General features: G+C 40.4%; 19 protein-coding genes, 2 pseudogenes and 1 riboswitch. Of the genes and pseudogenes, 9 read left to right on the top strand and 12 right to left on the bottom strand.

Annotated elements, in window-relative coordinates:
* Positions 1-10 precede the first annotated feature (10 nt).
* The 4 genes from QI031_RS26625 (at position 11) to QI031_RS26610 (ending at position 5,950) form a co-directional block, all read left to right on the top strand.
* Complete coding sequence (locus tag QI031_RS26625; protein WP_281482584.1) at positions 11-949, top strand: ABC transporter permease; 939 nt, start codon at positions 11-13, stop codon at positions 947-949.
* A 173-nt stretch (positions 950-1,122) separates the two neighbouring features.
* Complete coding sequence (locus QI031_RS26620) at positions 1,123-5,559, top strand: WD40 domain-containing protein (protein ID WP_281482583.1); 4,437 nt, start codon at positions 1,123-1,125, stop codon at positions 5,557-5,559.
* Between the two features lie 11 nt (positions 5,560-5,570).
* Positions 5,571-5,729: a hypothetical protein gene (locus QI031_RS26615; RefSeq protein WP_281482582.1), complete on the top strand. Its 159-nt coding sequence runs from the start codon at positions 5,571-5,573 to the stop codon at positions 5,727-5,729.
* Positions 5,730-5,773: 44 nt separating this feature from the next.
* A complete protein-coding gene (locus tag QI031_RS26610) occupies positions 5,774-5,950 on the top strand; it encodes a hypothetical protein (RefSeq protein ID WP_281482581.1) in 177 nt (58 codons plus the stop codon).
* Between the two features lie 202 nt (positions 5,951-6,152).
* Here QI031_RS26610 and QI031_RS26605 read toward each other — a convergent pair whose 3' ends face one another.
* Together QI031_RS26605 and QI031_RS31820 are read right to left on the bottom strand one after the other, a co-directional pair.
* Positions 6,153-6,371 carry a type II toxin-antitoxin system HicB family antitoxin gene (locus tag QI031_RS26605; protein WP_281482580.1) on the bottom strand — a complete coding sequence of 73 codons (219 nt, stop codon included), beginning with the start codon at positions 6,369-6,371 and terminating at the stop codon, positions 6,153-6,155.
* Positions 6,364-6,590: pseudogene (locus tag QI031_RS31820) on the bottom strand (type II toxin-antitoxin system HicA family toxin). The gene QI031_RS26605 and the pseudogene QI031_RS31820 overlap by 8 nt, the downstream one beginning before the upstream one ends.
* Before the next feature lie 333 nt (positions 6,591-6,923).
* Between QI031_RS31820 and QI031_RS26595 the strand changes: the two are divergent.
* Positions 6,924-7,397, top strand: a complete 474-nt coding sequence (locus tag QI031_RS26595; protein ID WP_281482579.1) for a transposase family protein — start codon at positions 6,924-6,926, stop codon at positions 7,395-7,397.
* Positions 7,324-8,345, top strand: a pseudogene (locus QI031_RS31815) (ISAs1 family transposase). The gene QI031_RS26595 and the pseudogene QI031_RS31815 overlap by 74 nt, the downstream one beginning before the upstream one ends.
* Before the next feature lie 99 nt (positions 8,346-8,444).
* On the opposite strand, the gene QI031_RS26580 reads toward QI031_RS31815, so the two are convergent.
* Positions 8,445-10,466: an ATP-binding protein gene (locus QI031_RS26580; RefSeq protein WP_281482576.1), complete on the bottom strand. Its 2,022-nt coding sequence runs from the start codon at positions 10,464-10,466 to the stop codon at positions 8,445-8,447.
* Positions 10,467-11,298: 832 nt separating this feature from the next.
* Between QI031_RS26580 and QI031_RS26575 the strand changes: the two genes are divergently transcribed.
* Positions 11,299-11,955: a pentapeptide repeat-containing protein gene (locus QI031_RS26575; RefSeq protein WP_281482575.1), complete on the top strand. Its 657-nt coding sequence runs from the start codon at positions 11,299-11,301 to the stop codon at positions 11,953-11,955.
* A 118-nt stretch (positions 11,956-12,073) separates the two neighbouring features.
* On the opposite strand, the gene nagZ is transcribed toward QI031_RS26575, so the two are convergent.
* Entirely contained in the window at positions 12,074-13,159 is a 1,086-nt protein-coding gene (nagZ, locus tag QI031_RS26570; protein ID WP_281482574.1) for a beta-N-acetylhexosaminidase, read from the bottom strand.
* A 461-nt stretch (positions 13,160-13,620) separates the two neighbouring features.
* Here nagZ and QI031_RS26565 point away from each other — a divergent pair, with 461 nt between their 5' ends.
* A complete protein-coding gene (locus QI031_RS26565; protein ID WP_281482573.1) occupies positions 13,621-14,481 on the top strand; it encodes a hypothetical protein in 861 nt (286 codons plus the stop codon).
* A gap of 426 nt (positions 14,482-14,907) precedes the next feature.
* Here QI031_RS26565 and QI031_RS26560 read toward each other — a convergent pair whose 3' ends face one another.
* Entirely contained in the window at positions 14,908-17,679 is a 2,772-nt protein-coding gene (locus QI031_RS26560) for a PAS domain S-box protein (protein WP_281482572.1), read from the bottom strand.
* Between the two features lie 772 nt (positions 17,680-18,451).
* Between QI031_RS26560 and petN the strand changes: the two genes are divergently transcribed.
* On the top strand, positions 18,452-18,541 hold the full coding sequence (gene petN / locus QI031_RS26555) for a cytochrome b6-f complex subunit PetN (protein ID WP_010998401.1): 90 nt from the start codon (positions 18,452-18,454) through the stop codon (positions 18,539-18,541).
* A gap of 91 nt (positions 18,542-18,632) precedes the next feature.
* Here petN and QI031_RS26550 read toward each other — a convergent pair whose 3' ends face one another.
* From QI031_RS26550 to QI031_RS26520, 7 genes are all read right to left on the bottom strand, one after another.
* Positions 18,633-18,995, bottom strand: a complete 363-nt coding sequence (locus QI031_RS26550; protein ID WP_281482571.1) for a response regulator — start codon at positions 18,993-18,995, stop codon at positions 18,633-18,635.
* A complete protein-coding gene (gene coaBC / locus QI031_RS26545; RefSeq protein ID WP_281482570.1) occupies positions 18,952-20,187 on the bottom strand; it encodes a bifunctional phosphopantothenoylcysteine decarboxylase/phosphopantothenate--cysteine ligase CoaBC in 1,236 nt (411 codons plus the stop codon). The genes QI031_RS26550 and coaBC overlap by 44 nt, the downstream gene beginning before the upstream one ends.
* A 222-nt stretch (positions 20,188-20,409) precedes the next feature.
* Entirely contained in the window at positions 20,410-20,622 is a 213-nt protein-coding gene (gene isiD, locus QI031_RS26540) for a protein IsiD (protein WP_281482569.1), read from the bottom strand.
* Between the two features lie 152 nt (positions 20,623-20,774).
* The gene (locus tag QI031_RS26535) at positions 20,775-21,395 is read right to left on the bottom strand and encodes an alpha/beta hydrolase (protein ID WP_281486129.1); all 621 of its coding nucleotides are present in this window, start codon (positions 21,393-21,395) and stop codon (positions 20,775-20,777) included.
* A gap of 94 nt (positions 21,396-21,489) precedes the next feature.
* Positions 21,490-21,981, bottom strand: a complete 492-nt coding sequence (locus QI031_RS26530) for a GNAT family N-acetyltransferase (protein ID WP_281482568.1) — start codon at positions 21,979-21,981, stop codon at positions 21,490-21,492.
* 349 nt (positions 21,982-22,330) lie between these two features.
* On the bottom strand, positions 22,331-24,001 hold the full coding sequence (locus QI031_RS26525) for a dipeptide ABC transporter ATP-binding protein (RefSeq protein ID WP_281482567.1): 1,671 nt from the start codon (positions 23,999-24,001) through the stop codon (positions 22,331-22,333).
* 157 nt (positions 24,002-24,158) lie between these two features.
* Positions 24,159-25,499 (bottom strand): voltage-gated chloride channel family protein, encoded by a 1,341-nt coding sequence (locus tag QI031_RS26520; RefSeq protein ID WP_281482566.1) that lies wholly within the window; start codon positions 25,497-25,499, stop codon positions 24,159-24,161.
* Positions 25,500-25,820: 321 nt separating this feature from the next.
* Positions 25,821-25,896: riboswitch (Fluoride riboswitch) on the bottom strand.
* Positions 25,897-26,438 lie beyond the last annotated feature (542 nt).

Here is a 26,438-nt window from a genome sequence, read left to right as displayed (position 1 = left end):
AAATAACTTTATGAATCATCTCAACTTCTTTTCTGATTACTTAATAGCTACTTTACGTCTAGCCGTTCCCTTAACATTTGCAGCTCTTGGAGGATTGTACTCGGAACGATCAGGAGTGTTAAATATCGCCTTAGAAGGAATGTTGCTTACTGGTACTTTTACTAGCGCTGTGGCTACTTTCTACACTAATAATCCCTGGCTTGGTATCCTTGCATCCTTAATTGCTGGGGGATTAGTCGGACTACTTCATGCTTTTTTATGTGTAACTTTGCGTGTCGATCAATTGGTATCTGGGCTAGCAATTAATCTTGTTGCAGCTGGATTAACATCGTTTTTGGCTCGGTTAGTGTTTAGTGGCAGTAGTACGCAGCAGTTACCTGGAATTGGGACAATTATTATTCCTGGTTTAGCCAACATTCCTCTAATCGGTCCACTAATATTTCAGAAGGATTTTTTAGTATATTTGTTATTTATCTTAGTTATTTTAACTACATACATTTTGTTTAAAACTAGCTTTGGACTGACATTGCGGGCAGTAGGTGAATCTCCTCAAGCTGCTGACACGGCAGGAATTTCCGTATTATTTGTCCGTTATATCGCTGTGATAATTAGTGGCACTCTTGCAAGTTTAGGAGGTGCTTATTTAGCTCTGGTACAGGTAAGATTTTTTGCCGAAGGGATGAGTGCAGGTAAAGGATTTATTGCGATCGCAGCATTAATTTTTGGCAGATGGCATCCTATAGGTAGTGCTTTAGCTTGTTTGCTGTTTGGGGCTACAGAAGCTTTACAACTGCGAATCCAGGCATTAGGGGCAAATGTACCTTACCAATTTTTAGTCATGCTACCTTATGCGATCGCTTTATTGGCATTAGCTGGATTTATGGGCAAATCTACACCGCCTAATGCTTTAGGTACTCCCTACTTTGGACAAAATCGTCACTCAGACTAAAAAAGCGATTAAGTCTTAATCTAATCAATCCGCAAACTGCCAGAATTACCTGACTATATTCTTCCGAGAATGATTGAAAAAGTATAAAATAAAACTTTTTTTAGCAATACTTCATTTTTAATAGTAATTAACCCTTAGTTAGCAATATAGCTCTGTGCTTTCGGAGTCTCCTCATGAGCTTGATTAATCTGGATCTGGTTTTTAACGCCATAACTAGCATTGCCAATCCTTTGATTAAAGAAAAAATTCTGCGGAGTGAGACAGTAATTAAATTACTCCAGCAATTTAACCTAGATCCAGAGCATCCACCAGCTGATTTTAGTGGTGTTTACGCCTATGCCTTAGTGGAGTACGGTGTTGGCAAACCAAAACCATTACTGGAATTATTTCGACAAGAAGCAATTAAACAAGCTTTTCGCACAGCATTAGACCACAATAACCCTGCAATTCTGCTGTCTGAGGTTGATGCTTTTCTCGATGCCTTTGCATTGGGCGATGATATTAGAAGTTTAGAGCTTGATGTCAGGCGAGAGGTAGCTGAATTTGCGACGGTATTTATCGAAGTGGCGAAACGTAGCCGCACACCTGCTGATGTGTTGATGAACCAGAAAATCGGTTCTCTGCATAACAGAATTGCGAGTATCCAAGAACAATTGGATAGATTACCGACTCTGGAAGGTATTCGCACAGAAATAGCTAGGTTAGCAGCACAGAATTATCCTGCATTACCAGGAAGTGTAAATGAAAATCAATGTAGGGCTATAGCCTTAGCTCAACAAATGCGAGGATGGTTTGAAACCTTGGGCTATGACTTTGAAAAATATGAAATCTGGGCAGAAGAATATTTTGAATGGATAATTAACATCCCAGTACGTCGCAGTTATGACCGCATTCTGATCCGTGGTGTGGCTGGAGAAGTGGGACTGAGTGATGTCATGGCGTTGCGTTCCTCTGTTGAGGCGCAAAAAACTGATGAAGGATGGTTAGTAACTACCCGCCGCATTTCCCGCGCTGCAAGGGATGAAGTCAAAAAGGAAGAAAATCATCGCCTTGATTGTTTCACTTTTGACGAACTGATTGACTTGGATGCAAATTTTAATGCCTATCTCGACAGGTTAGAAGCAGAAATCAAACGCCGGAAAATTGATACTAAATATGTACCTCTTGCTTGTACAAAAGAAGAAATTGACCCAATTAGCAAACGGCGAATTGGGGTGAGTCGATATGAAGCAGAAGACGGCTGGATTGATGGTTATATCGATTTATGGCTTGATGACCCCGCAAAAGAGCATATTTCCATTTTGGGAGAATTTGGTACAGGTAAAACTTGGTTTGTCTTTCACTATGCTTGGACTGCACTGCAACGTTACCGCGATGCTCAAAAACGCGGTGTTGAACGTCCTCGTCTTCCTTTAGTAATTACCTTGCGTGACTTTGCCAAAGCGATAAATGTGGAGAATGTTTTGGCAGGATTCTTTTTTACCCAACATAATATTCGCATCAACAGCGAAGTTTTTGACCAACTTAACCGCATGGGTAAATTGCTGCTAATTTTCGATGGCTTTGACGAAATGGCAGCAAAAGTTGATCGTCAACAGATGATTAACAACTTTTGGGAACTGGCAAAGGTGGTAGTTCCCGGTGCTAAAGTTATTCTCACCTGTCGGACTGAGCATTTTCCAGAGGCGAAAGAAGGACGTGCTTTACTCAATGCAGAATTGCAAGCATCAACTAAAAAATTAACCGGGGAAACACCGCAATTTGAAGTTTTGGAATTGGAAAAATTCAACGATGAGCAAATTCGCGCCTGTTTGTCATACCAAGCTGAAGCCGCGACAGTTGAACAAGTCTTGAGTAATCCGCAATTATTAGACTTAGCCCGTCGTCCAGTAATGACCGATTTAATCTTGGAAGCATTGCCAGATATTGAAGCGGGTAAACCTGTGGATATGTCACGGGTTTATTTATATGCAGTGCGGCGCAAGATGGAACGCGATATCAAAGCAGAACGTACTTTTACTTCTTTGGCAGATAAACTGTACTTTTTGTGCGAACTTTCTTGGGAAATGCTATCTAATGACCAAATGAGCCTGAATTATCGGCTGTTCCCAGAACGCATACGCCGCTTATTTGGTTCTAGTGTTCAAGAAGAGAAAGATTTAGACCACTGGCATTATGACATGATGGCGCAGACGATGCTTGTCCGCAATGCTGATGGTGATTATACTCCGGCGCATAGGTCGCTGTTAGAGTTTTTTGTAGCGTATAAATTTGCCGCAGAGTTGGGGGCTTTGGCGAGTGATTTTACGGAATTGGCACAGGGGCGATCGCTTGTAGATAAAACTGTCGCCCCTGTTGATTATACTTGGTCTGGTTATTTTTCGCGTCAAGGGAGTGGTGAGGCGATCGCACTACTGAAGGAATTTAGAAGTGAATCTTTGGATAAGTTGAGAGAGACATTTGGTAAAGCACCACTCACGAAAGCAGTAATGGATTTACTTCTGCCGATGTTAGCTAATAATGAGTCCCTTATTAAGGTTATTGAAGCGACGCGGGGTAAAACTGAAGATGAAGCAGGTTATGTTGGCGGGAATGCGGCAACGTTGGCGGTGAAAGTTGATAAGGGAGCATTAGAAGGAAAAGATTTTTCATGTGTGGTAATTAATAGTGCTGATTTGACTTATGCCAGCTTACGTGATGTCACTTTTGCACAAGCCAATCTGATAAATTCTCTATTTGCTGAAACTTTTGGTTCTATTTTGTCTGTTGCATTTAATCCAGATTCAAGCCTTTTAGCTACAGGTCATGAATCAGATGGCATAGTTCACTTATGGCATGTGTCAACAGGAAAAGAAATTTTAACTCTTGAAGGACATCAAACCGCAGTCTGGTCAGTTTCTTTCAGCCCCATAGAAAAAATTCTTGCTACTGGTGGTTACGATCACAGAATAAAAATATGGGATCTTCATAACGGTAAATGCTTAAAAACGTTAACTGAAAATGACAGTTGGTTACGTTCAGTTAGTTTTAGTCCAAATGGCAAAATTCTTGCTAGTGGCAGTACTAACAAAATAATAAGACTTTGGGATATACATACAGGAGAATGTTTGAAAACTCTAACAGGACATACAAAAACCGTTCTCTCTGTTAGCTTTAGTTCAGATAATCAGATACTTGCCAGTGGCAGCAGCGATAAAACAATCAGGTTATGGAACGTCAATACTGGAGAATGTCTGAAAATTTTACACGGGCATAACTATCTTGTAGAGTCTGTTGCTTTTAGTCCAGATAATCAGATACTTGCCAGTGGCAGTGCCGATAAAACAATCAGGTTATGGAATGTCAATACTGGAGAATGTCTGAAAACTTTACACGCGCATGATATTTGGATCAACTCAGTGGTCTTTAGTCCTGATGGTCAGACTCTTGCTAGTGGTGGTGGAGATCAAACGGTGAAGTTATGGAATTTTCATACTGGAAAATGCCTGAAAACATTGCTAGGACACACAAGTTCAGTTTGGTCAGTGGCTTTTAGCTCAAATGGTAAAACTCTTGCTAGTGGCAGTAGAGACCAAACACTTAGGTTTTGGAATGTGGATACAGGAGAATGTTTGAGAATTTTTCAGGGATATAACAATGCTGTACGTTCAATCGCTTTTAGTCCAGATGGTCAAAGTCTTGTTAGCGGTGGCAATGATCAAATAGTAAAAATATGGGATGTCAAGACAGGTAAATGCTTGAAACTTACCCAAGAACAAACTGACTTGATACGTTCAGTAGCTTTTAGTTCTGACAGCAAAATGATTGCTAGTGGTGGTCATGACAGAACAGTAAGGTTGTGGAAATCCGATACTGGTGAGTGTCTAAAAATTATGCAAGGACATCATGATTGGGTTCGTTCAGTTATCTTCAGTCCAGATTGTCAGTTTCTTGCCAGTAGCAGTGGTGACGGTACTGTAAAGCTCTGGAATACTTTAACAGGTGAGTGTTTTAAAACTTTTCAAGGACTTAACGGTGGAGTCTTATCAATTGCCTTTAGTCCAGACGGTCAATTCTTGGTCAGTGGTGGCTTAGATCAAACTGTAAGATTATGGCATATTCACACTGGCTCATGCCAAATGACTCTAAAAGGACATACAAATTGGGTGCGTTCAGTTGTTTTTAGCTCAAATAGTCAGTTTCTTGCCAGTAGCGGTGATGAAGCGATGATTAGGTTATGGGATCTCAATAGTAGGCAATGTTTAAAGACTTTGCAGCATGAGAGTATAGGGGTACACTCCATTGCCTTAAGTGCAGAAGATGAAATGCTTGCTAGTGGTAGTTTTGACAATACTATAAGACTTTGGGATGTCAACAGTGGTAAATGCCTAAAAATTTTACAGGGACATACACAGTGGATCACTTCAGTTAATTTTAGTCCAGATCGTAAAACGCTTGCTAGTAGTAGTGGTGATGGCACAATTAAGTTTTGGGATATAAAAACAGGCGATTGTATCAAAACACTTAGCGATCGCCCTTATGAACGTATGAACATCACAGGTGTTAAAGGCTTAACCGAAGCTGACAAAGCTACCCTTAAAGCATTAGGTGCGGTGGAAGATGGAGAATAAATCTGAGAGATATGCAAGCTATGTTTAGGCGATCGCACTCCCCATCTCTTTACACTCATACAGTAAGAGCGATCGCATTACCAATTTTGACAGGTCTTGAATGTGCGATCGCATTACCAATTCTGACAGGGTTTGAAGGTGCGATCGCACTCTCCATGCCTTTAAACTAATCCAGTAATCGCGATCGCATTACCGATTCTGACAGGTCTTGAATGTGCGATCGCACTACTCATCTCTTTACACTACAGTAAGAGCGATCGCATTACCGATTCTGACAGGTTTTGAATGTGCGATCGCATTACCAATTTTGACAGGTTTTGAATGTGCGATCGCATTACCAATTCTGACAGGGTTTGAAGGTGCGATCGCACTCTCCATGCCTTTAAACTAATCCAGTAATCGCGATCGCATTACCGATTCTGACAGGTCTTGAATGTGCGATCGCACTACTCATCTCTTTACACTACAGTAAGAGCGATCGCATTACCGATTCTGACAGGTTTTGAATGTGCGATCGCACTACCCATCCCTTTACACTCATACAGTAAGAGTGATCGCATCACCAATTCTGATACGTATAGTAACAGACTCAATTACGCAACTTGATAAACTGTTGGCTGTGGAAGCGGTTCATTTGTGGCTTCGTAAGCCATAATTAGGGATTCTAACGCTTCAATGCCGTTCGCCACAACTTCCTCATAAGTATCGCCATGAGTGCGCCAACGCTGTCCGGGAAAATCAGGGAATCCAACTAAGAAGCAGTTATCTTCAACAGACCATTGAATTAACATTTGATACTTAAAGTTACTCATCTTCCTGCTTCTGTTGCTGTTGTTTGGACTCTACCTCTTTTATAGCTTGTTGCACATCCTTTTCTTGGTAGGGTTTAGCGTCCGAACTATCTTTCCTGAAACCGTTAGCTTTCCAGCATATAAGGGATATATCCAGTTAGTATGGCTTCCTTTTCCTGGGAGTTTAGTAAAACCTACTTGGCGTAACCATTGTTTTAACTCCCTAATTTTCTTAGGCATTATTTAGATCGACTATCAACCACAGTATATTAACTTCAGTATGCGATCGCAGAAGATATGCAAGCGATGTTAAGATTTAAGACGATCGCATTACCAATTTTGACAGGTCTGGAATGTGCGATCGCCTGCTTTCGGTCATACATGTACATTCGCAGATTATATGTCGTTTTTCGCGAATAATGTCGCAACAGTCTATAGCGCCACGCAAGGGTAGATCTTAAACTTAAACCAGGAGATCATCCTCATCAAGCTACTGTTTATAGAATTTTAGCTCCTTTAATAGAACAGCATACAAAGAAGACAAAAGTTAGAAATCCCGGTTCGGGATCGTGGATGACAGTGGTAACACGAGATGGACAGTTTTGGGATATATACGGACTTCCTTATCAATATTTTTTTACAGATGGTGGCAAAGATTTTAATTCAAAACATCTCAAAGCTATTGGTAAGAAACTAGATTTTCAGTGTGAACTACGCGATCGCCTACCCGAAGGTGGTATTGTAGAACGTCTTTTCAAAACCATTAATACTCAAGTTCTCAAAGACCTACCCGGCTATACAGCAGGGCTGTTTCATTCCCTAAAACAGGTAAAATGGCAAGTGTTGAGGGGGATAAAAATCATGGGTGCAGCTCTGATTGAACAATTGAAGCAAGTCGAAGACTTGAGAACGACTGATGGACGAAGACATCCACTATGGTTAGTATTGCTGTTTGTCATCATGGGAACAATGAATGGATATATGGGATATCGTGGGTGTTCCCGATTTTGTCAAACGGCATCGTCGAGTATTAATAGAGAAATTTAGCATTCAAAAACATGGAGTTCCCTCATATTCAACAATCCGACGAGTAGTGATGGGAGTAGAGTTTGATAAACTTGCGGAAAAATTTCATAAATGGGCAAAAGATTATGTAAATTTAGAGTCAGCAGAATGGTGTGCTACAGATGGGAAAAGTATTAAGGGTACAGTGCAAAACTACAATTCATCTCATCAGAATTTTGTCAGTATAGTATCAGTATTTGCTGGTAAAAGAGGGCTAGTTGTTGGCATGGGTAAATTTGAGAATCAGCAAAAAAGTGAAATACTCGTTGTACAAGAGCTAATCGCAGCATTGGGTCTAGAAGGTGTGGTATTCAGTTTCGATTCTTTACATTGCCAAAAAAAACTTGCCAAATAATTATAGAGGGCGGTAATGATTACGTCATTGCTGTGAAAGATAATCAACCTAAACTACATCGCCATATTCAACACATTGCTAGCACCAGAAAACCAACTTCTCGTATAGTTGAGACAGAAAAGACTAGAGATAGATTGACAACACGTACTGTCGAAGTTTTTCATGATATCAATGGAATTGACCCAGAATGGACAGGAATACAATCTTTAATTAGGGTTGAAAGAATTGGTACGAGAAAAGGTAAAAAATATCATGAAATTGTCTGTTATATTAGCAGTCTGATTCGGACAGCAAAGGAATTTGCTTTCGGTATTCGCGCTCATTGGGGTATCGAAAATTGCCTCCATTGGGGAGGCAGCGCCGTGGGCGGGTTTCCCGACTTGAGGCGACTGCCGTTGAAAGATGTTGTGTTGAAAGAAGATAGTTCGACAATCCGTATGGGCAATGCTCCGGCAAATCTTTCCATCATTCGCGCAATCGCTCTCAACATCCTCCGCCGAAATGGTCATACTTCCATCACAACTGCTCACAGATTTCTCTCTCATGATATTGACAAACTGCTTCGTCTTGTGTAATGAAACAGCCCTGGGGGAAGCAGGGGAGGCAGAGGGGCAGAGGGGCAGAGGGGCAGGGGGGCAAGAAAAAAAACACTACTGACAACTGACAACTAACTACTAACTACTAACCATTGACTTTTTCGTCAGTTTGTTAACAGCTGCAATTAGCTCAGATGGTTCTGCTGGCTTAGTAACATGCATCTGAAAACCTGCGGAAATTGCTTGTTGGTGATTATATTCTCCAGCATAAGCCGTTAAAGCGATCGCGGGAATTTGTCCGCCTTCATTTGGTGTCCCAGCTCTAATTTGGCGAATCAGCATATAGCCATCCATTTCTGGCATACCAATATCGCTTAACAGCACATCTGGTAAGAAATTTGATAAGGTTTCCAATGCCTCAATAGCCGACGAGACTGATATTACCTCTGCACCCTCTTCTTGCAGCACAAAACTGATAAAGTCTCGTGAATCAATATCATCATCCACAACTAAGATTTTCATTCCTTGAAGGCTACGCAAGTTAAAGTCTATTTCTGCTTCTTTTTGCCCTTCTGGTGTTTCACCTTTTATTGGTAAAAGTGGCAACTGGATTGTAAATGTTGCTCCTTGCCCTTCACCTGGACTTTCTACCAGGACTATACCTCCGTGGAGTTCTACTAATTGTCGCACGATCGCCAGTCCTAACCCTAATCCCCCAAATTTTCTGGTAGTAGCACTATCTGCTTGGCGAAAGTAATCAAATACGTATGGTAAAAAGTTAGAGTCAATGCCTTTACCTGTATCCATGACTCGGATTTGAATATGAGAATCATTACGCTCTAGGTAAACTTGCACTTTCCCACCTGGGGGTGTGAATTTAACAGCGTTAGAAAGTAAATTCCAAATAACTTGCTGTAAGCGATTAGGGTCGCCTATTACTAAGAATGTGGAATCGGGAGATTGCTTTTGATGATCAATAGATTCAACATTTAAATCAAAATATTGCGGTTTCAACTGGGGAAAAGTCGAAAATTTGACATCAATAGATTTTGCTTCAGCGGCTAAACGTACTGTCTCCAAAGCACTAGAAATGGTTGATACCAAATCGACTATATTCACATTTAATGTCAACTTCCCTTGAAGAATATGCGACACATCCAGCAAATCTTCAATCAACTGAGCCTGTAACTTGGCATTTCGCTCAATGGTTGATAAGGCTGCTGCTGTTTTTGAAGCATCAAATTTCCGACTTTGGAGTAGCTTAGACCAACCCAAAATAGGATTCAGTGGGGAGCGCAACTCGTGGGAAAGCACAGCAAGAAACTGGTCTTTAATGCTGTTTGCTTCTTCGGCTTGAGTACGTGCTTGCTGTTCTGCTGCGTAAAGTCTAGTATTTTCAATTGCTATTGATGCCATTTGAGCTAACTGGACAATAATAGCTTCGTCTTCTTCAGTAAACTCGCCTTCATATTTATCGCTTAATTGAATTAGTCCGATGTTATGACCATCTCGCGCAATTAATGGTGCAGCTAGCCATCCCCGCATGGGTGGATGCTTGTCGGCTTCTTGCCCAAAACCCTGCCACAAAGGATAAGCTTCGAGTTCAGCTTGAGTCATCCGCACAGAAGCATTCATCTGACAAAGGTAGTCATTAATGCACGAACCATTAAGCTTTTCTAAATAATTTTTCCATGCAGTATATCGTTCTGAAAGGGAAATGCAACTAATCGACTCTGCCCAGTTTTGATCTACTGTTATACTGGTAACAGATTGGTGTGCGCCGATAATAGCCCGTGCCTGTTCTGTAATTATTTTTATAACTTCTTCAATAGAGAATACTGAATTAATTGCCAATGCTGCCTCAGTCAACCCATGCAATTGTTTGGCGTGTTGCTGCGATCGCGCTAACATAAGTTCACGTTCTGCTTCTGCTTGTTTGCGATCGTTAATATCAATACTTGAGCCGATATAACCCAGAAAATTGCCTTCTGAGGTAAAACGCGGCATTCCTATATCTAAAATCCAACGATATTCGCCGTCAAAACGTTGAAGCCGATACTCCATTTTAAATTCTTGACGAGCGTTAAACGCATTTATATAAGTATCAAAATAACGCTGTAAATCATCGGGATGTACCCCTTGGAAGCAACTAGGACACATTTTTTCCTCCACTGTACGACCTTTAAACTCCGGCAAGTTCTATCGAAGTAATAACAGAGTTAATGTGTGTCCAACATCCACATTAGGGAGGGAAATGCGTCTACCATTTGATGAAATAGTTGTTTACTTTCCGCAATGTAGCTTTTACTTGTTTGCGCTACCTAAGGTTAAAATGTCAGATTTATTACATAAATTAGACTTATATTGCTGCTAATATACATAGTAATCCTAAATCATTTGTAAAATCAAACTTTCATATATTCAAGCTGGAAATTTTCCCAAATTATGAGTTTATTCAGAACGAATCACACTTACAGGTATCTCAACTGAACCTTCTCTAATCTTTTGGTTTTTGGGAATCTTTAATGCAAATTTTTTTCTGGAAAATTAAAGTTTACTATTTATTAGTAATGAGTAATTAATCTTATATAAAAATCCGGTTTTATTTGGTGAAATTACTTGTGTGGTGCGCGTTCGCAAAGCGTCTCGCACAGAAGCGCAGCGCAAGCGCGATAGGCAGGGAACAGGGAACAAGGCTCTTTGAGGCGTACTGAATTTTTTCAAAAATCAAATATGAGTCTTATATTTTATACCCTATTAGCCATTGATATTTAAAAATGACATTTTTTTACATTATCAATTTTTCCTGACTTATGTCAGCGTTTTTTGTTGGGCAAACTACTTACTAAGTTCGTTTTCCGTTACTTAAGTAGTTTTTTCTCAATTTATTTCTGATTTTTGACTCCACTAATTGTCGTTTGGGGTGTACTCTCGATATACAGTAAATCTCAAAATTGACTTTTGCAATTATTTACACTCTGAGGTAAATACCATGAGAAATTATGCTGACAAACAAGAATTAATATTGAGTCAAATCAAAGATAAATTTTGTCAGCGTCGGGATTTTAGTGGCTGTGATTTAAGTGGTATTGACTTGAGAGGAATCGATTTAAGTGGTGTCAACTTGATAGAAGCAGATTTACAAGAGGCTAATTTATGTGGTTCTATTCTCACTGGTGCTAATCTCAATCAAGCGAATTTAACACAAGCGAGTCTACAGGGAGCTAATTTATATGAAGCCTCTTTATCGGAAGCTAATTTGATGAATGCCGATTTAACGCACGCAAATTTGTGTAGAGCTTTTTTGTGGAGAGTGCAATGCAGTGGTTGTAAACTTTGGGGAGCTTCTTTGTGTGATGTAGATTTCAGAGAAGCAGATTTGACTGAAGCGACATTAATTGAAGCATCCTTAATTGAAGCCAATTTAGCTAGAGCAAATCTCACAGCAGCAAAATTATGTGGAGCAATATTGTTAGAGGCTAATTTAACTGAGGTGAATTTAACTGGCGCAGACCTTACTTGGGCAAACTTAACTAAGGCAAACTTAAGTAACGCGAACCTCCATGAAACAAAAATAACTTATGCAAAGCTCAGAGAGACTATTATGCCTGATGGTACAATTCATGACCCTTATACCGTTTTACTTTAAAGTTGATACATTTGGGCAAGCAGGGGAGCAGGGAGCAGGGGGCAGGGGGAAAGAATTAAAGACCAATCATCTGTTTCAAATATTTCATGAAATGGTATTAGTCCTCTCTTTTTTTTACTTAAAAAGCACAAGCGATCGCTAATTCTCCATGTTGTAGTAATGTATTTTTATCGAGAGGATAAACAATATATTGCGGTGTGACTGCTAGTAATTTTTCGATTCTGTCTTTAGCTGCTGACACTACAGATTCGTCTAAACTACCATCGCTCAAAGAATCGGCGAAATCTTCAGCAATTTTATAAGTTCGTTCAATAGATGAAGAATTAATATTGCGCGAAACGATAAACAAATCACAGCCAGCATGAAACGCTTGGGCTACAGTCCCTTTATTCATAAACATATCTGATACAGCTTTCATATCCAAGTCATCAGATACGATTACTCCCTCAAAACCAAGTTCTTCCCGTAGTATATTTTTGAGAATATTTTGGGAAAGGGTTGCAGGTAACTGAGGATCTATCTGAGGAAACAAGATATGCGCTGTCATGATTAAAGGTATTTGGGCTTTTATCAGCGCTTGAAAGGGTATAAGTTCTCGATTTCGCAGGTCATCTAAAGTGAGATTGAGTGTTGGTAATTCAATATGAGAATCTTTACTAGTGTCTCCGTGTCCAGGGAAATGCTTAGCACATCCCAAAATTCCTGACTCTTGAAGTCCGAGAAAATATTCACGCACACCTAAAATAGCAGCTTCAGGAGTATTACCAAAAGCCCGCGCCCCAATAACAGGATTTTGAGGATGAGAAAAAATATCTGCTACAGGAGCCCAAGATAAATTAATCCCCAGTGATTTTAGCTCTATTGCTGTAGCTTTTGCAACTTCACGCGATCGCGATCGCAACAACAAAGCGTGAGGAAATCGGGTAATTGGTTGCGGTGTGCGAACTACACGCCCTCCTTCATGATCTAGAGTCATAAACATGGAGTCACGTTCGGCATATTCTCGGATTTGGTCATTCAAATCCTTGAATTTATCCAACCAAACCTGATAAGGAGTTCCATCCAAAAAGTTTTTAGCAAAAAAAATCACCCCTATTGGCTGCAATTCACTCAGTAGACGTTTATCTTCATCACTTAAAGTAGTCCCAGAAATACCAATAATCAGGTGGTTTCCAAAGCGCTCTAGCTGCCGTGAGACTGACATAAAGTTTTACCTATAGTAACTACTAAAATTTTCAATCTACAGGACATAGCTTTTATCCTACACTTTTAATCATTATTGATAAAGGTTGCTAAGTGTTGACTGTCAACAGTCTACAAGACTTTCTATAAATATCTAAGTAACTTTGTGGTGATTCATCTGATTGGTTCCAACAAAAATTCATATTTTTAACTCTTTAAAAAAATAATCTTTCGTACAAAGAAACAGTAAATTTACTGTGATACGGTAGCCTAATTAATTGTGATCGATTAGCATTTAATCACATAACTTACATATTTATACTTACGTACGACAAAGTGGCGATCGCATACTGCTGTTTTCATCTCAGGAGTTTTATGCTGATAAGTTTGTTTAATAATTATTTTCATAGGGCCTTTGCAAAAATTTATGATATTTCTCATGAATGTCATAAAGGACTGACTAAAAATCCTCGATGGCTTTTAATGCGTAAAACTGCCCGATTTCGGATTGTGCGATCGCTAGTTAAATATTTCTCTAAACGCTCAATCAAATCATATTTATCACTGCTTAATGAAAATAATTCGTGTTTTGCAGATGTAAATATAGACGATGCTGTGAATAGTCTCAAAAACGAAGGACTATATTTAGGTATTAATCTACCTCAAAGTTTTGTTCAAGAAATAGTTCAATTTGCTCACTCTACTCCTTGTTATGGTAATCAAAAGCTAGAGTATGGTTTTTATTATCATCAAAAGGCAAAAGCACAAACTCAATCTGGTAAACATTTTATTACAGGTCATTATTTCAACACAGCTTTATTTTGTCCAGCCATTAAAAAACTCCAACACGATCCAAAACTATTAGCAATAGCTGCTAAATATTTAGATGCTCAACCAGTACACCAGGGAAATAAAATGTGGTGGAGTTTCGCAGGAAAGATGACTTACCGTGAACAAAGTCAAGCTGCTCAATTTTTTCACTACGATGTAGATGATTATTGCTTTATCAAATTTTTCTTTTATTTAACTAACGTAAATCATCAAAGTGGCCCTCATGTATGTGTTCGTAAAAGTCATAACCAAAAAACTAGTTCACATCTATGGCTACGTAAACGAGAAACAGACCAAGATATTATCAATTATTATGGTCGGGAATCTTTGGTAGAAATTTGTGGACAAGCTGGTTTTGGATTTGCCGAAGACCCACTTTGCTTTCACAAAGGAATTTCACCTACTCATCAAGATCGCTTAATCTTACAAATAGAATTTGCTAGAACTGACTATCAAATGCAGCATGATCTTAGAAAAACTTCTTTATTGAAATGTATTGTGCATAATTCGTAATTCGTAATGACGCTTGCAGACTCGCTAATGTAATTATTTAGAAGGCGGTCTAAATGAAAATTTTTTCATCGCAATGCATGTAATACCAATTCTCTGTGAAGCCGCACATTATTTTGAACCCTCCCCTTATACCGTTTCACTTTAAAGTTGATACATTTGGGCAAGCAGGGGAAGCAGCACTTCGGCTACGCGGTAGTTGAGTTTCGACTACGCTCAACTACCGCGCAGCGCTGCACTGAGCCTGTCGAAGTGTCGAAACTCAGTGACCAGAGGCAGGGGGAGTAAGAAAAGTAATTTGTATCCATAATTTCGTGAAGTGGTATTAGTAACTACCGTGTACACATAAATGATCTCATCCCCCTAAATCCCACTTTTTTAAGGGGTTATGGGGGATCAAATTCTATGCAGATTCATAAAAAATTGGTATTAACCCAAAGCTAGCTCAATCCAAAACCGACTTCCCTGGTTGAGTGTTGACTCTACCCCAACTTGTCCACCCAAACGCTCAATACCTCGCTTGACGATCGCCAATCCTATACCCGTTCCCGGATAAGCTTCTACTCCATGCAACCGTTCAAACGCCTTGAAAATTCGCTCTTGATGCTTGGGGTCTATGCCGATGCCGTTATCTTCAACCCAAATTCTGACTCGCTGCGGATTCACTTGTGAGTCACTACCCAACAACTCTTGTCGTTCTGCCCAAATCCGAATCTGAGGCTCTAAATCTAACGCTACAAACTTGAAGGCATTGTCAATTAAGTTGCTCAATACTTGCTTGAGAACACTGCGTTGAGCATAAACAACTGGTAAATTTGAATCTATTTTTATCTTCGGCTGTTTAAATTGCAATGTTGGCTGCAAATCAGCCAAAACTCCTTCCAAGACAGCGGCAACACTGACCCGTTGTAAATGAACTTCAGTCCGTCCTAAACGGCTATAGGTGAGCAAATCTTGAATTAGGATATCTAAATGTTCAGCAGAAGTTGCCATGCGGTGAATGTATTCTTGACCTAAATCATCCAAGGCAGCATCATAATCTTCAATCAGCACTTGAGCGAACCCCTGAATTGCCCGTAGAGGCGCGCGTAGGTCATGGGCAACTGAATAGGAAAACGCTTCTAATTCTTGATTAGCTGCCTCTAGTGCCTGGGTACGGTCTTGTACACGCTGTTCTAAAGTAAGATTGAGTTGATATAGTTTTTGCTCAGTTTGCTTGCGTTGGATAGCAGTTGCTAACAAGTTAGAAACAGCCTGTAAGAAATTAATATCGTCTTGCGTAAAATCTCGATGTTGCTTGGAATGCACTCCGAGTACTCCGAACGGGCGGTTATCTTGCCCTTGAATAATCATGCTCATACTACTAATCACACCGTGTTCGATGAGCAAAGGAGGGCTGTTAAATCGAGTTTCTACTCGTAAATCTTTAACAATTACAGGATTGTCAGACAATAAAGTATATCCTGCTTGAGAGGTGCGATCACTACTCACTGTCGCCTGTCCTACCAAATCGGCTTGCCAACCCACCCCTGAACGCAAAAGCAGAGAACGACCATTAGGCAGCAGTTCCAGCACTTTACAGTACTCTACAGCCAAACTATCAGCAACCAGTCGAGTTGTCTGGTCAAATAAGGCTGTTAAATCTAGACCCGATAAAGCAACTTGACTCAGTTGAGCAACTGCTGCCTGTTGCTTGATTCTGTTGGCAAGAGCTACTTTTGCTTGCTTGCGCTCTGTAATATCAGCTGCCATTGAAATTACCAGTCGTGTACCATTCAAACGACCCAACGGAGCAGAGCTAAACAGCCAAGTCCGAGTCTTACCACTCTTTGTTCTGACCTCAAACTCTCCTTCATTAATCCGCCTGTTTAATTTGTAAAGGCGGTTGATTTGCGCCAAAATATCACGTTGACGTTCGCCATAGGCTCGCTCTGTCCAGTCAGCAATCGTATGAATCTCATCTGAAGAATATCCTGTAATATCTAAAATTGCTTGACTCATTTGAAGGATTTCACCTTCTTCCGCATGGATGAAAATGGGAAAAGGAGCCTCTACGATCGCCCGTCGGAATCGTTCTTCACTGGATTTTAATAGAGCTTCAGCTTGTTGACGTTCTTGAATTTCTTGTCTTAATGTCTCGTTGACAGTAATGAGTTCAGCCGTGCGCTGAGCAATTCGCAGTTCTAATGTTTCATTTAGCTGTTGTAATGCCGCCTCAGCTTGCTGATGCTCAGCTTCGTAGCGTTTTCGTTCGCTAATATCGGTACAAGTACCATACCAGCGAACAATTTGTCCCTGTTGATTCTGGACTGGCTCTGCCTTGCTCAAATGCCAAACATACACTCCATCTGCCCGCCGCAATCGGTATTCTGCTTCATAACTCGTTCCGGCTGCAACTGCATTCGGCCAATGGTTTAGTGTAGATTCCACGTCATCCGGATGCATAACGGATAACCAACCCTTGCCCATTACTGCTTCTGGGGTTTGCCCAGTGTAATCAAACCAGCGTTGGTTATAGTCAATCCTTGTTACCCCATCTGCCTGTGCTACCCAAACAAGCTGCGGAATCGTTTCGATTAGGGTACGGTAGCGTCCTTCACTTTCTCGTAACTCAGTTTCAATTTCTTTGAGTCGAGTAATATCTCGTCCGACAGATTGACATTCTACCGCCTGTCCATGTTCGTCATAAAAGCAGTGATTGTGCCATTGCGTCCAGCGTACTTGTTCATTTACAATCACTCGGTTTTCAATGGTAACTTGCGGATTGCTGCAATTCATGGAATTGACCAAACGGGTAACTTCGGTGCGATCGGCTTCAAAAATCACAGGTGTATAGCTTTTACCAATCAGTTCGTCCCGATCTATGCCAAAATAACGACAGTAGGCATCATTCACATAAAGAATGGTGGTATCTGGCAAATAGCGGCAAATTAATTCGGTTTGGTCTTCGACAATGGCTTGATAGCGCCATTGGTCTTGATTATCCGCAACAGTAACATCTAATGAGTTAGATTGAAATTGCTGCTTTTCATTGTCATTACTGGACAGTAATGCTCCCAAGAATTTAATTAACTGAGATTGATAATGTCGGATAATATCTATCACTTGTGCAGTCAATTTAATAAACCAAAGCTGCAACAGCCGAGAGAGCGCTACTGTGGTATTATCGACTATTTGAAGCAATACAACTTGGAAAGTCATGTTTTCTCGAAGCAAGCAAGCTGCTTGGTGCAAGATTAAATAAAAATGTTTAATGTTTTAATTAAGCCCCTTCTCTTCGAGAGGCTGCGCCTTAAGCGTAGCTATGCCGTAGGCTTTACGGGGCGGGAACAGGCAAGAGGGAACTTTTAACAGAAGAAAAAAGTAGCCCCAAATAATGGTTTTAAATCCCAACGCCCTTCGGGTGACGCGACGCTCCTGCGTCGCTACCGCTTCGCTATCGCAAGCTCGCTACCGCTACGCTAACGGCAGTTGTCTCAAGTCGGGAAACCCGTCCACGAGACTAGCTTCCCCTTGTGGGCAGCTTGGCTTTTCTGTTGCCTGTTGCCCGTTCCCTGTTCCCTTTTATTGATTTTTTTAGTAATTCTGTGCTTTATTCCACACAAACATTTAACCTCATCTTCTCTCAAAAAAAGAGTACAGGGTTATTTTTTGAGCATTTGATTAAAGTTCAACAGTATCAAGTGCTAATATCCCATGTAATAAATGCAAGTTTATGATGACGAACAGAGCCATTGCATTAATTGCTATAAATGTCTAACTAGTGTTTCTTCAGTTTACCTGAAACAACACTAAATGAGAGTCACTTATCTGCCCTTGTGTCTTTTACCTTCAATTTGTGCCTCCTTTAACTCATTTGCCTAAAAAGCCGGACATCAAGTACGACAAAAATTCTCTACCCACCATTCCCTATTCCTTATTCCTAGTATGATAAATATTAGAGACGTGTTGTAATTATTTAAAAACTAGGACTATGGCGATTTTGACATTGGGTTGGGTATCACTGTTAGTTGTATTCACTTGGTCGATTGCAATGGTAGTTTGGGGACGCAACGGATTATAGAGGAATTGTGGAAAGTCCATTCCTGAGCATTTTGGCTTTAGTTGCCTTGGTGCTGCTATTAGCAGTTACTGGTGGTGTTGGTTATTTGACGCTAGCAGATTGGCGCGATCGCCGTCGTCGAGAAGACGAAAAACGCGAAACCCGACGCAGCACCGTTAAGCGGCGATAACTTTTTTGTCATCTGAGTTAACTCAACAATGATCGCTACCAAACTTTCTGGATCAATGGGTTTGGCAACGTGAAGTTGAAATCCCGCGGCGATCGCTTGTTGCTGATTGATTTCTCCCGCATACGCTGTTAAGGCAATGGCGGGAATTTTTCCTCCTTGTTCTGATGAAATGGTATCAACTGCAAATTGCTCGTGTATAAGTTTTAGCAACAACTTTAGTTGACGAACCAGCGCTTGAGCTTCAAGTGGCGGCTGAGTTTTTCCTATTTCCTTTGATAAAATCAAATAAATGATGTGCCATAAGTAGCTTAGAACAATGGGAAATTTCTATCTTTCGCCTTTGCTTATCTAAAACGATCGCTTGATTATTGTCACTACCAAAACCACTATCAGGTAGATCGATAGGATTAGCAACAATCATATCCAAATTTTTACTTTGCAACTTTTCCATCGCTGGTGTGATAATATCTCCTGTTTGCGCGGCAAAACCAATTAAACACTGATGGGGTTGTTTGAGTTGTGCTAATTGAGCGATAATATCTGGTACAGGTTCTAGGGGTAAGGTTTGGGGAAGCGATCGCTTGGGTAATTTTTCTCGACTGTAATTTCTAGGTTTGACATCGGCAACGGCAGCTGACATAAAAATTACATCAGCATTGGGTAAATATGACCGCATAACTTGCTGCATTTCCTCAGCAGTGTTGACAGGAATTGCTTGTACTCCCAATGGTACATCCCAGTTAGCCGGGACATGTACTAAGGTCACGCCAGCGCCGCGATGCAACGCAGCTTGTGCTAAAGCTAATCCCATCTTCCCCGTAGACGGATTACCAATAAACCTCACAGGATCAAAATACTCTCGTGTTCCCCCAGCACTAATTAATACTTGCTTACCAGCTAAATCTCGGACTCCTTGGGTATGCAATAGCGATTGAATATATGCGACAATTTCCGGGGGTTCTGCCATTCTGCCAGCACCGATGCGATCGCAAGCTAATAAACCCGATGCTGTATTCATGCCATGATATCTGCGATCAGTTAATATTTGCTGCCAGTTACGCTGCACCGTTGATTGTTCCCACATATCTGTATTCATGGCTGGCGCTAACAGTACAGGACAAGTAGAAGCGAGGACAGTATTTGTCAGCAAATTATCAGCCATTCCATAAGTTAACTTGGCTAATGTATTCGCTGTTAAAGGAGCAATTAATAATAAATCTGCCCATTCACCCAATTCAATATGCAAAGGACGAGAATGAATTGGCTGCCAGAAACTATCATCTGTATAGGCACAATGACGAGATAAAGTGGCTAAAGTTAGAGGCGTGATAAATTCTTGGGCTGAACGGGTGAGAATGACGCGGATTTCTACCCCCGTTTTAAATAATCTCGAAACCACCTCACAAACTTTATAGGCGGCGATACCGCCGCCTACACCAATTAAAACCCTTTTTTTGAGAGTTGCAGGATTAAGCATGAAAATAAAGCATGAAAGTTAAGGTGAATACAAAGTAATTCTGACACTTATACTTTCAGCTTTCATGCTAGGCGGGTCAGTTGTTAGTTGTCAGTTGTTTTTGATCTGGTTTAATACCCCATTTCTTTGTGATTGTTAGATGGTTTTAAAACATCTTTACCACTGACCACTGACCACTAACCACTGACAAAACTCTATCCACAAGGAGATAAAGTTTTGATCCTAAGCTTCATCGTAGGGTTCTAAATCTAAGAGGTAGATATAGGGTTCCACTAACTCCGGGCGCTGAAAAGCGATCGCTCGCAATACATGCCAATCATTTAAACCCTCAAAAGCATTGTTATAATTATCCAATTCCAAACGTGTAGCTAGTTCTTCCACCTCTGCTGCGGTCATGGCAGCAATTTCTTTTTTGGAAATGCTTAGAGTTGTCATAATGCTTGCCCCTCCCTTATTGCAGCATTGCCCCGGCTTGGATTAAGTTACGCTTGGCGCAACCTCCCAATCTATATTACTCATTGGCAGGCATTGATTTCGTAAAATTTTTCAGGATTTTACCTGAATTTGTGAAAAATTTGCATTTCAGATTATTTCATTACATTTACTACAAACTTTCGTAGCACCTCTAACATTTCGGGACTAATTTCATGTCCCATATCAAATTCGTGATATTCTGTCGCAACGCCCAAAGCTTCTACAGTTTCCCGTGCTTTTAAGGCAGCTTGCAGCGGCACAACTTGATCGTTTCTGCCATGCATAATTAAAGTTGGTGGAAAACTACTTTTAGTTGCTGTTGCTATTTCAGGATGTAAATATCCACTCATCACAATTAAACCTGCTAAGGGCAGTTGTAATCCTACATCTAAGGTCATAGCGCCACCTTGAGAAAAGCCACTCAAAATAGTCCGCGATAAAGGTACACCAGTACTACTTTCTAAAGATTGCAACCAATCTGTTAACAGTTGTCGACTTTCTGCTAACCCTTGAAACATATTCTCCATTCTCAAGTCATACCATGCCCTACCTGTTGCAGAATCAGGAAAAGGATAAGGCGCATTGGGAAATACAAATTGGTAATTAGGTAATCTAAAAAAAGGTAATAAAGATGCAACATCCTCAGCATTAGCTCCCCAACCGTGCAGAGTGACTATCAAGCCGGCGGGAGGTTCAGAATTTGAGGCTGAGAAAGTAATATGTTGTAAAGACAGAAGCTTACTCCTAAATATTTTGCTCTTCAAGTAAATCCTATCTTGTGAACAACAAGATCCCCGACTTCTTAAAGAAGTCGGGGATCTGAGCCTCTCAGCTAATTCGCAGTCCCATAATTATTAAATCTCGTTCAATGCCGTCAAGTTCTGCAACTTGGGGTAAATTTCCCCAAGGTTGAAACCCGAATGTCTCAAACAGCTTTAAACTAGGTTGATTGTGAGCAAAAATAAAGCTGACTAGGTTTTTGATGCCTAAATTTGGACTTTCGCGAACTGCTTTTGCTAAAAGTTGCCTTCCCAAACCATGTCGATGAAAAGTTGGGGCGATATAAATACTAATTTCGGCAGTTTTAGTATATGCTGGTCGTCCATAAAATGATTGAAAACTTAGCCAGCCGACAACTACACCTTCTAGGTCTATCACCCAAAGCGGCCGCTGTAAAGGCGATCGCCCCCGAAACCAAGCTAGGCGACTTTCTACAGAAACTGGCTCTAAATCAGCGGTAGCGGTGCGGCTGGGAATTGCAGCATTGTAAATTGCCACAATTGCAGGTAAGTCAATTTCAGTCGCATGGCGGATAGTCAAGTCGCTTCGCTCCAATTAAAAATTAAAAATTATTAATTAAAAATTGCAATCAGCGAAAAGTTCTGCGGGAGGGTTTCCCTTGGCAGGAAACTTTTCAAGACAGTCGGGGCTTGTACCCAGAATTAATTAAAAAGCGAAAAGTGAGTGCGTCCGGATTTCCCGGCGCTCAACATTTCAAGATATTCTTCTTGTTAATTTTTAATTTTACATTTTTAATTTTTAATTCAAAAAAGGTCATCTTTGCTGTTAGGGAGAAAATATTCAAGAATATAGCAGCAGAGGACAGGGAACAGTTATTAAAGCATATAGTAAGCATTGAAACCCAACTATGTCTGTTAACTGATAACTGTTAAGCTCGTGCTAGTAAAGGAGCAGCAGCTAGTAAGGTTTTAGTATATGGGTGTTGGGGATTGGCAAAAATCTGTTTTGTCTGTCCTAACTCTACAATTTTGCCTCCATACATCACAGCAATGCGATCGCATAAAAACCGCGCTAACCAAAGATCATGGGTGATAAATAAGTAAGTTAACTCAAATTCTGCCTTTAATTGCAACATTAAATCCAGTACTTGCGACTGCACACTAGCATCTAACATACTCACAGGCTCATCGCAAATTAAAAGTTTAGGGTGAGTAATTAAAGCACGAGCGATCGCTACTCTCTGCTGTTGTCCACCAGACAAGTCTGAGGGATAACGTTCATAATACATTTGTGGGGGTGTTAATCCTACTTTTTGCAGCATCCATAAAACCTGTTCTTTGGCCTTGGCTACATCAGCAAGATTGTGAATAAACAAAGGGTCAGCGATACTTTGCCCTACAGTCATAGCTGGATTGAGACAAGCATGGGGATCTTGAAACACCATTTGCATTTGTCGTCGGGAAGAACGAATTTCCTGGCGTGACAACGTAGTTAAATCTTGGCCTAAAAATTTGACTTTGCCAGATGTCGGACGAATGAGTTGCAATATTGTCCGTGACAATGTACTTTTGCCGCAACCTGACTCGCCAACTAATCCTAAAATTTCCCCCGGATACAAATCTAGGTTAATGCCATCTACGGCTTTAATAATTTGACCTTGCCCTTTAAATAGCCTTTCGATCAAATTAGGCTCTATGGTGTAATGTTGCTTGAGTTCTGTAACTTGCAAAATTGGAGATTGCTCATGAATAATGGATGATTGCTGTTCTTGGGCATCCGCAATTATTAATTCTCCATCATCATGTACAGCTTGAATATGCAAAGCTGCTTGTAAGAGCGATCGCGTGTATTCGTGCTGGGGTTGTTTAAATACAGATTCTGTCGCCCCCATTTCTACCATTTTGCCTTCATACATCACACCGATGCGATCGCAGTACTCAGCTACCATTGCCAAGTCGTGAGAAATCAGCAGCAAGGCCATGTTTTCTTCAGCACACAAACGAGTTAATTCTTGTAAAATTTGTGCGGAAACGGTAACATCTAAACTAGTTGTGGGTTCATCGGCGACAATTAACTTAGGATTGAGTAGTAAAGCTAAGGCGATCGCTACTCTTTGCCGCATTCCACCGCTAAACTCATGGGGATATTGATGCCAACGACTGGCGGGAATATTTACTTTTGCTAAAGTGGCGATCGCTTTTTCTTTGGCTTCTTGATCTGATAATTTTGGTGAGTGCGCTTGCAGGGTTTCAATACAGTGTTTGCCAATTGTCATCAACGGGTCAAGACGCGTCATCGGATCTTGGAAAATCAGCGCTACTGCTTCCCCCCGAAATTTTCGCAGTTGAGGTAGCGTTAAATCAAATACTGATTGTCCTTGAAATGTTACCCGTCCCTCAACACGGCTAGAAGTTGGCAACAAGCGCATGGCTGCCCGTCCTAAGGTAGATTTACCACAACCAGATTCTCCCACCAATCCCATTTTTTCACCTGGTTGCAAAGTAAAAGATACATCATCAACTGCCCAGCTTAGTTCCTCTTGGCTACGCTGAGGATAAGCAACTCGCAGATTTTCAATCCCAAATAAGACTTTACTCATAGTTATTTATCAGCCCTGAGCTATCAGCTACCAGCTGTTATATTCCAAATTGACTCTAAACTCTAATAAGTGTAGCGGTAATTTAAAAGCACCCAACTGTAGTGTAGGGGATTGATTAACGATCTAATGATCGTTTGCTGATGGGTTAACGCTCAATTTACTCATGATAATTGCTCCCTCTTTCTTTGAGATCGTCAGATAATTCAATTTTTGGTTCAACTTTTTTTTGCCCATAATTACCCAAAGTCGCTTCATCTTCTAAATGTACAGAAGAATACTTATTCAAACTAATCCGCTGGGCGACATAAATACCGGAATGTCCTGAAAATAAGTAGCTTACTACACAAGCAATACCAATAAATATTCCTGCTTGCAGCCCAAAGAGTTCAATTCCCATCAAAGTTGATGCCAAGGGCGTATTAGCTGCACCTGCAAACACACCAACAAATCCCATACCTGCTAATAGTGGTGTAGGTAATGTCAAAATCAAAGATAAAGCATTGCCTAAGGTTGCACCAATAAAAAATAAAGGAGTCACTTCCCCTCCTTTAAAACCTGCTCCTAAAGTCAGAGCAGTCAAACCAAGTTTTGCTGCAAAATCCCAAGGAGGTAGCTGAACATAGAAAGAATCAACGATAGTTGGAATACCAAGGCCAATATATTTAGTTGTGCCACTTAACCCAACAATTGTAGCTACCAACGCACCGCCTATTAAAGGACGTATTGGAGGATAAGATATCTTGGCTTTAAAGAAGTGACTGATTTTATGAGTTAATTGAGCAAAAAATCTCGCTACTATCCCAAAGATTGCACCTGCAATAATTGCCGAAATCAGCCCCCAAGTTGTCAGCGTTGGTATAGACGGAGCGTGTCGGTATACTGTGTGATGTAAACCCAACAGCAAAGTCACTTGATTGCCAACTACCGCTGCAATTAAAGAGGGAAAAAGGGCATCGTAATGGATTCTACCAATTGCTAAAACTTCCAAACCAAAGACAGTTCCAGCTAAGGGAGTACCAAAAACTGAAGCAAATCCGGCGCTGATACCTGTCGTTAGCAAAATTCGCCGACTTGCTCCTTGAAAGTTAAATATTTTAGTCAACTGGTCTGCCAAAGAAGCACCCATTTGTAATGCTGTACCCTCACGACCAGCTGAACCACCAAATAAATGAGTGAGGTCTGTTCCTAATAGAACAAGAGGAGCCATACGGAAAGGAATAATTTCTTTAGGGTTATGGATTTCTTCAAGTAAAAGGTTATTTCCCGCTTCTACAGTTTGACCAAACTGATGATAAATCCAACCGCTGAAAAAACCGCCAAGTGGTAATAAGGCAATGATCCACTGATGCGATTCTCGCCAATCAGTTGCCCATTCCAATGATACCAAAAGAACCGCAGAAGCAGTTCCAGCCAAAATGCCAACAATAAACGAAATAGGCAACCATTTTATGAGATGTGGTAAGGCAATAAATGGTTCAAACTGACGAAGATAGTTCATATTAATTCGTAATTCGTAATTCGTAACTAAAATACACTACAAATGTGTGACAAAAATTGTTTATAGTATTTTCTTTTTTTACTTGAGAAATGGATATTTATAAAATTTGATGAACCTTACATCAACCGTCGAACTCACGTTTACTTGAACCCTGGAGTTTCATAAATGACCTCATCGCTGATACTAAATTACTTTTAAAGTAATCGCCAGTAAGGTGTTTTTAATTATTTAAATAAATATTTTCCGCCCTTCCTAAAGTTATTGGCTCATACCTCCTGTAAATAAAAATCTACCGCGTCTACACACGCAGCTACTTACAGGTTTGAGGTAGAAACTATCAGCCGAGGAGGCGGTTTTCTAAATATTTTAGAAGGCGAGTCTCATCACCTTAGTCACATTTTACAGAAGTTTTTACAACTTGCAAGCAAGTCATGAACAATTCATACTTACAGAGTTTTTCGGTTGGGTTTAGTACACCTTTTAAGAAGAAAGGGGCTAGAGATTAGGAACTAGAGGCTAGGGAAATGTACTTTATTTAAATAAAAATTTGCTGTATAAATATTTACATTTTTAGCTTGACTCATTTTAATGATCTGCTTATTTCTGTCGAGTTGTGCTAGTTAATTTAAACTCACTTATACCAATTTAATGTCAGGTTGCATATATCTAAATCCCCGTAAAAAAGGAGAACTTTGAGAGATTTTCTCCAGTTCTCCCTTTATTAAGCAGAGCTAGTACTCTGTCACATCAACTTTGCGGAGTTAATGTGAAAAAGTCCAGTTCTTTTCTCCCCCTGCTTCCCCTGCCTGCCTCCACCTGTCATTTTTGGGTTGACAGACTACTAGGGGGGATCAAATTCTATGCAGCTTCAAAATTGGTATTAAATTCATTATTTTCTAGCAAAATTACAGGTATGGTGCTGGTTTCCAAGACTGCTTG

Source organism: Halotia branconii CENA392, from assembly GCF_029953635.1.
Taxonomy (GTDB): domain Bacteria; phylum Cyanobacteriota; class Cyanobacteriia; order Cyanobacteriales; family Nostocaceae; genus Halotia; species Halotia branconii.
The sequence above is the reverse complement of the archived record's forward strand: the minus strand, read 5'-3'. Positions and strand labels throughout refer to the sequence as shown.

Coding starts and splice junctions, on each gene's coding strand:
- QI031_RS26625 (WP_281482584.1), top strand. CDS start 11: ATGAATCATCTCAACTTCTTTTCTGATTACTTAATAGCTACTTTACGT.
- QI031_RS26620 (WP_281482583.1), top strand. CDS start 1,123: ATGAGCTTGATTAATCTGGATCTGGTTTTTAACGCCATAACTAGCATT.
- QI031_RS26615 (WP_281482582.1), top strand. CDS start 5,571: ATGCAAGCTATGTTTAGGCGATCGCACTCCCCATCTCTTTACACTCAT.
- QI031_RS26605 (WP_281482580.1), bottom strand. CDS start 6,371: ATGAGTAACTTTAAGTATCAAATGTTAATTCAATGGTCTGTTGAAGAT.
- QI031_RS26595 (WP_281482579.1), top strand. CDS start 6,924: ATGACAGTGGTAACACGAGATGGACAGTTTTGGGATATATACGGACTT.
- QI031_RS26580 (WP_281482576.1), bottom strand. CDS start 10,466: ATGTGTCCTAGTTGCTTCCAAGGGGTACATCCCGATGATTTACAGCGT.
- QI031_RS26575 (WP_281482575.1), top strand. CDS start 11,299: ATGAGAAATTATGCTGACAAACAAGAATTAATATTGAGTCAAATCAAA.
- nagZ (WP_281482574.1), bottom strand. CDS start 13,159: ATGTCAGTCTCACGGCAGCTAGAGCGCTTTGGAAACCACCTGATTATT.
- QI031_RS26565 (WP_281482573.1), top strand. CDS start 13,621: ATGCGTAAAACTGCCCGATTTCGGATTGTGCGATCGCTAGTTAAATAT.
- QI031_RS26560 (WP_281482572.1), bottom strand. CDS start 17,679: ATGACTTTCCAAGTTGTATTGCTTCAAATAGTCGATAATACCACAGTA.
- petN (WP_010998401.1), top strand. CDS start 18,452: ATGGCGATTTTGACATTGGGTTGGGTATCACTGTTAGTTGTATTCACT.
- coaBC (WP_281482570.1), bottom strand. CDS start 20,187: ATGCTTAATCCTGCAACTCTCAAAAAAAGGGTTTTAATTGGTGTAGGC.
- isiD (WP_281482569.1), bottom strand. CDS start 20,622: ATGACAACTCTAAGCATTTCCAAAAAAGAAATTGCTGCCATGACCGCA.
- QI031_RS26525 (WP_281482567.1), bottom strand. CDS start 24,001: ATGAGTAAAGTCTTATTTGGGATTGAAAATCTGCGAGTTGCTTATCCT.
- QI031_RS26520 (WP_281482566.1), bottom strand. CDS start 25,499: ATGAACTATCTTCGTCAGTTTGAACCATTTATTGCCTTACCACATCTC.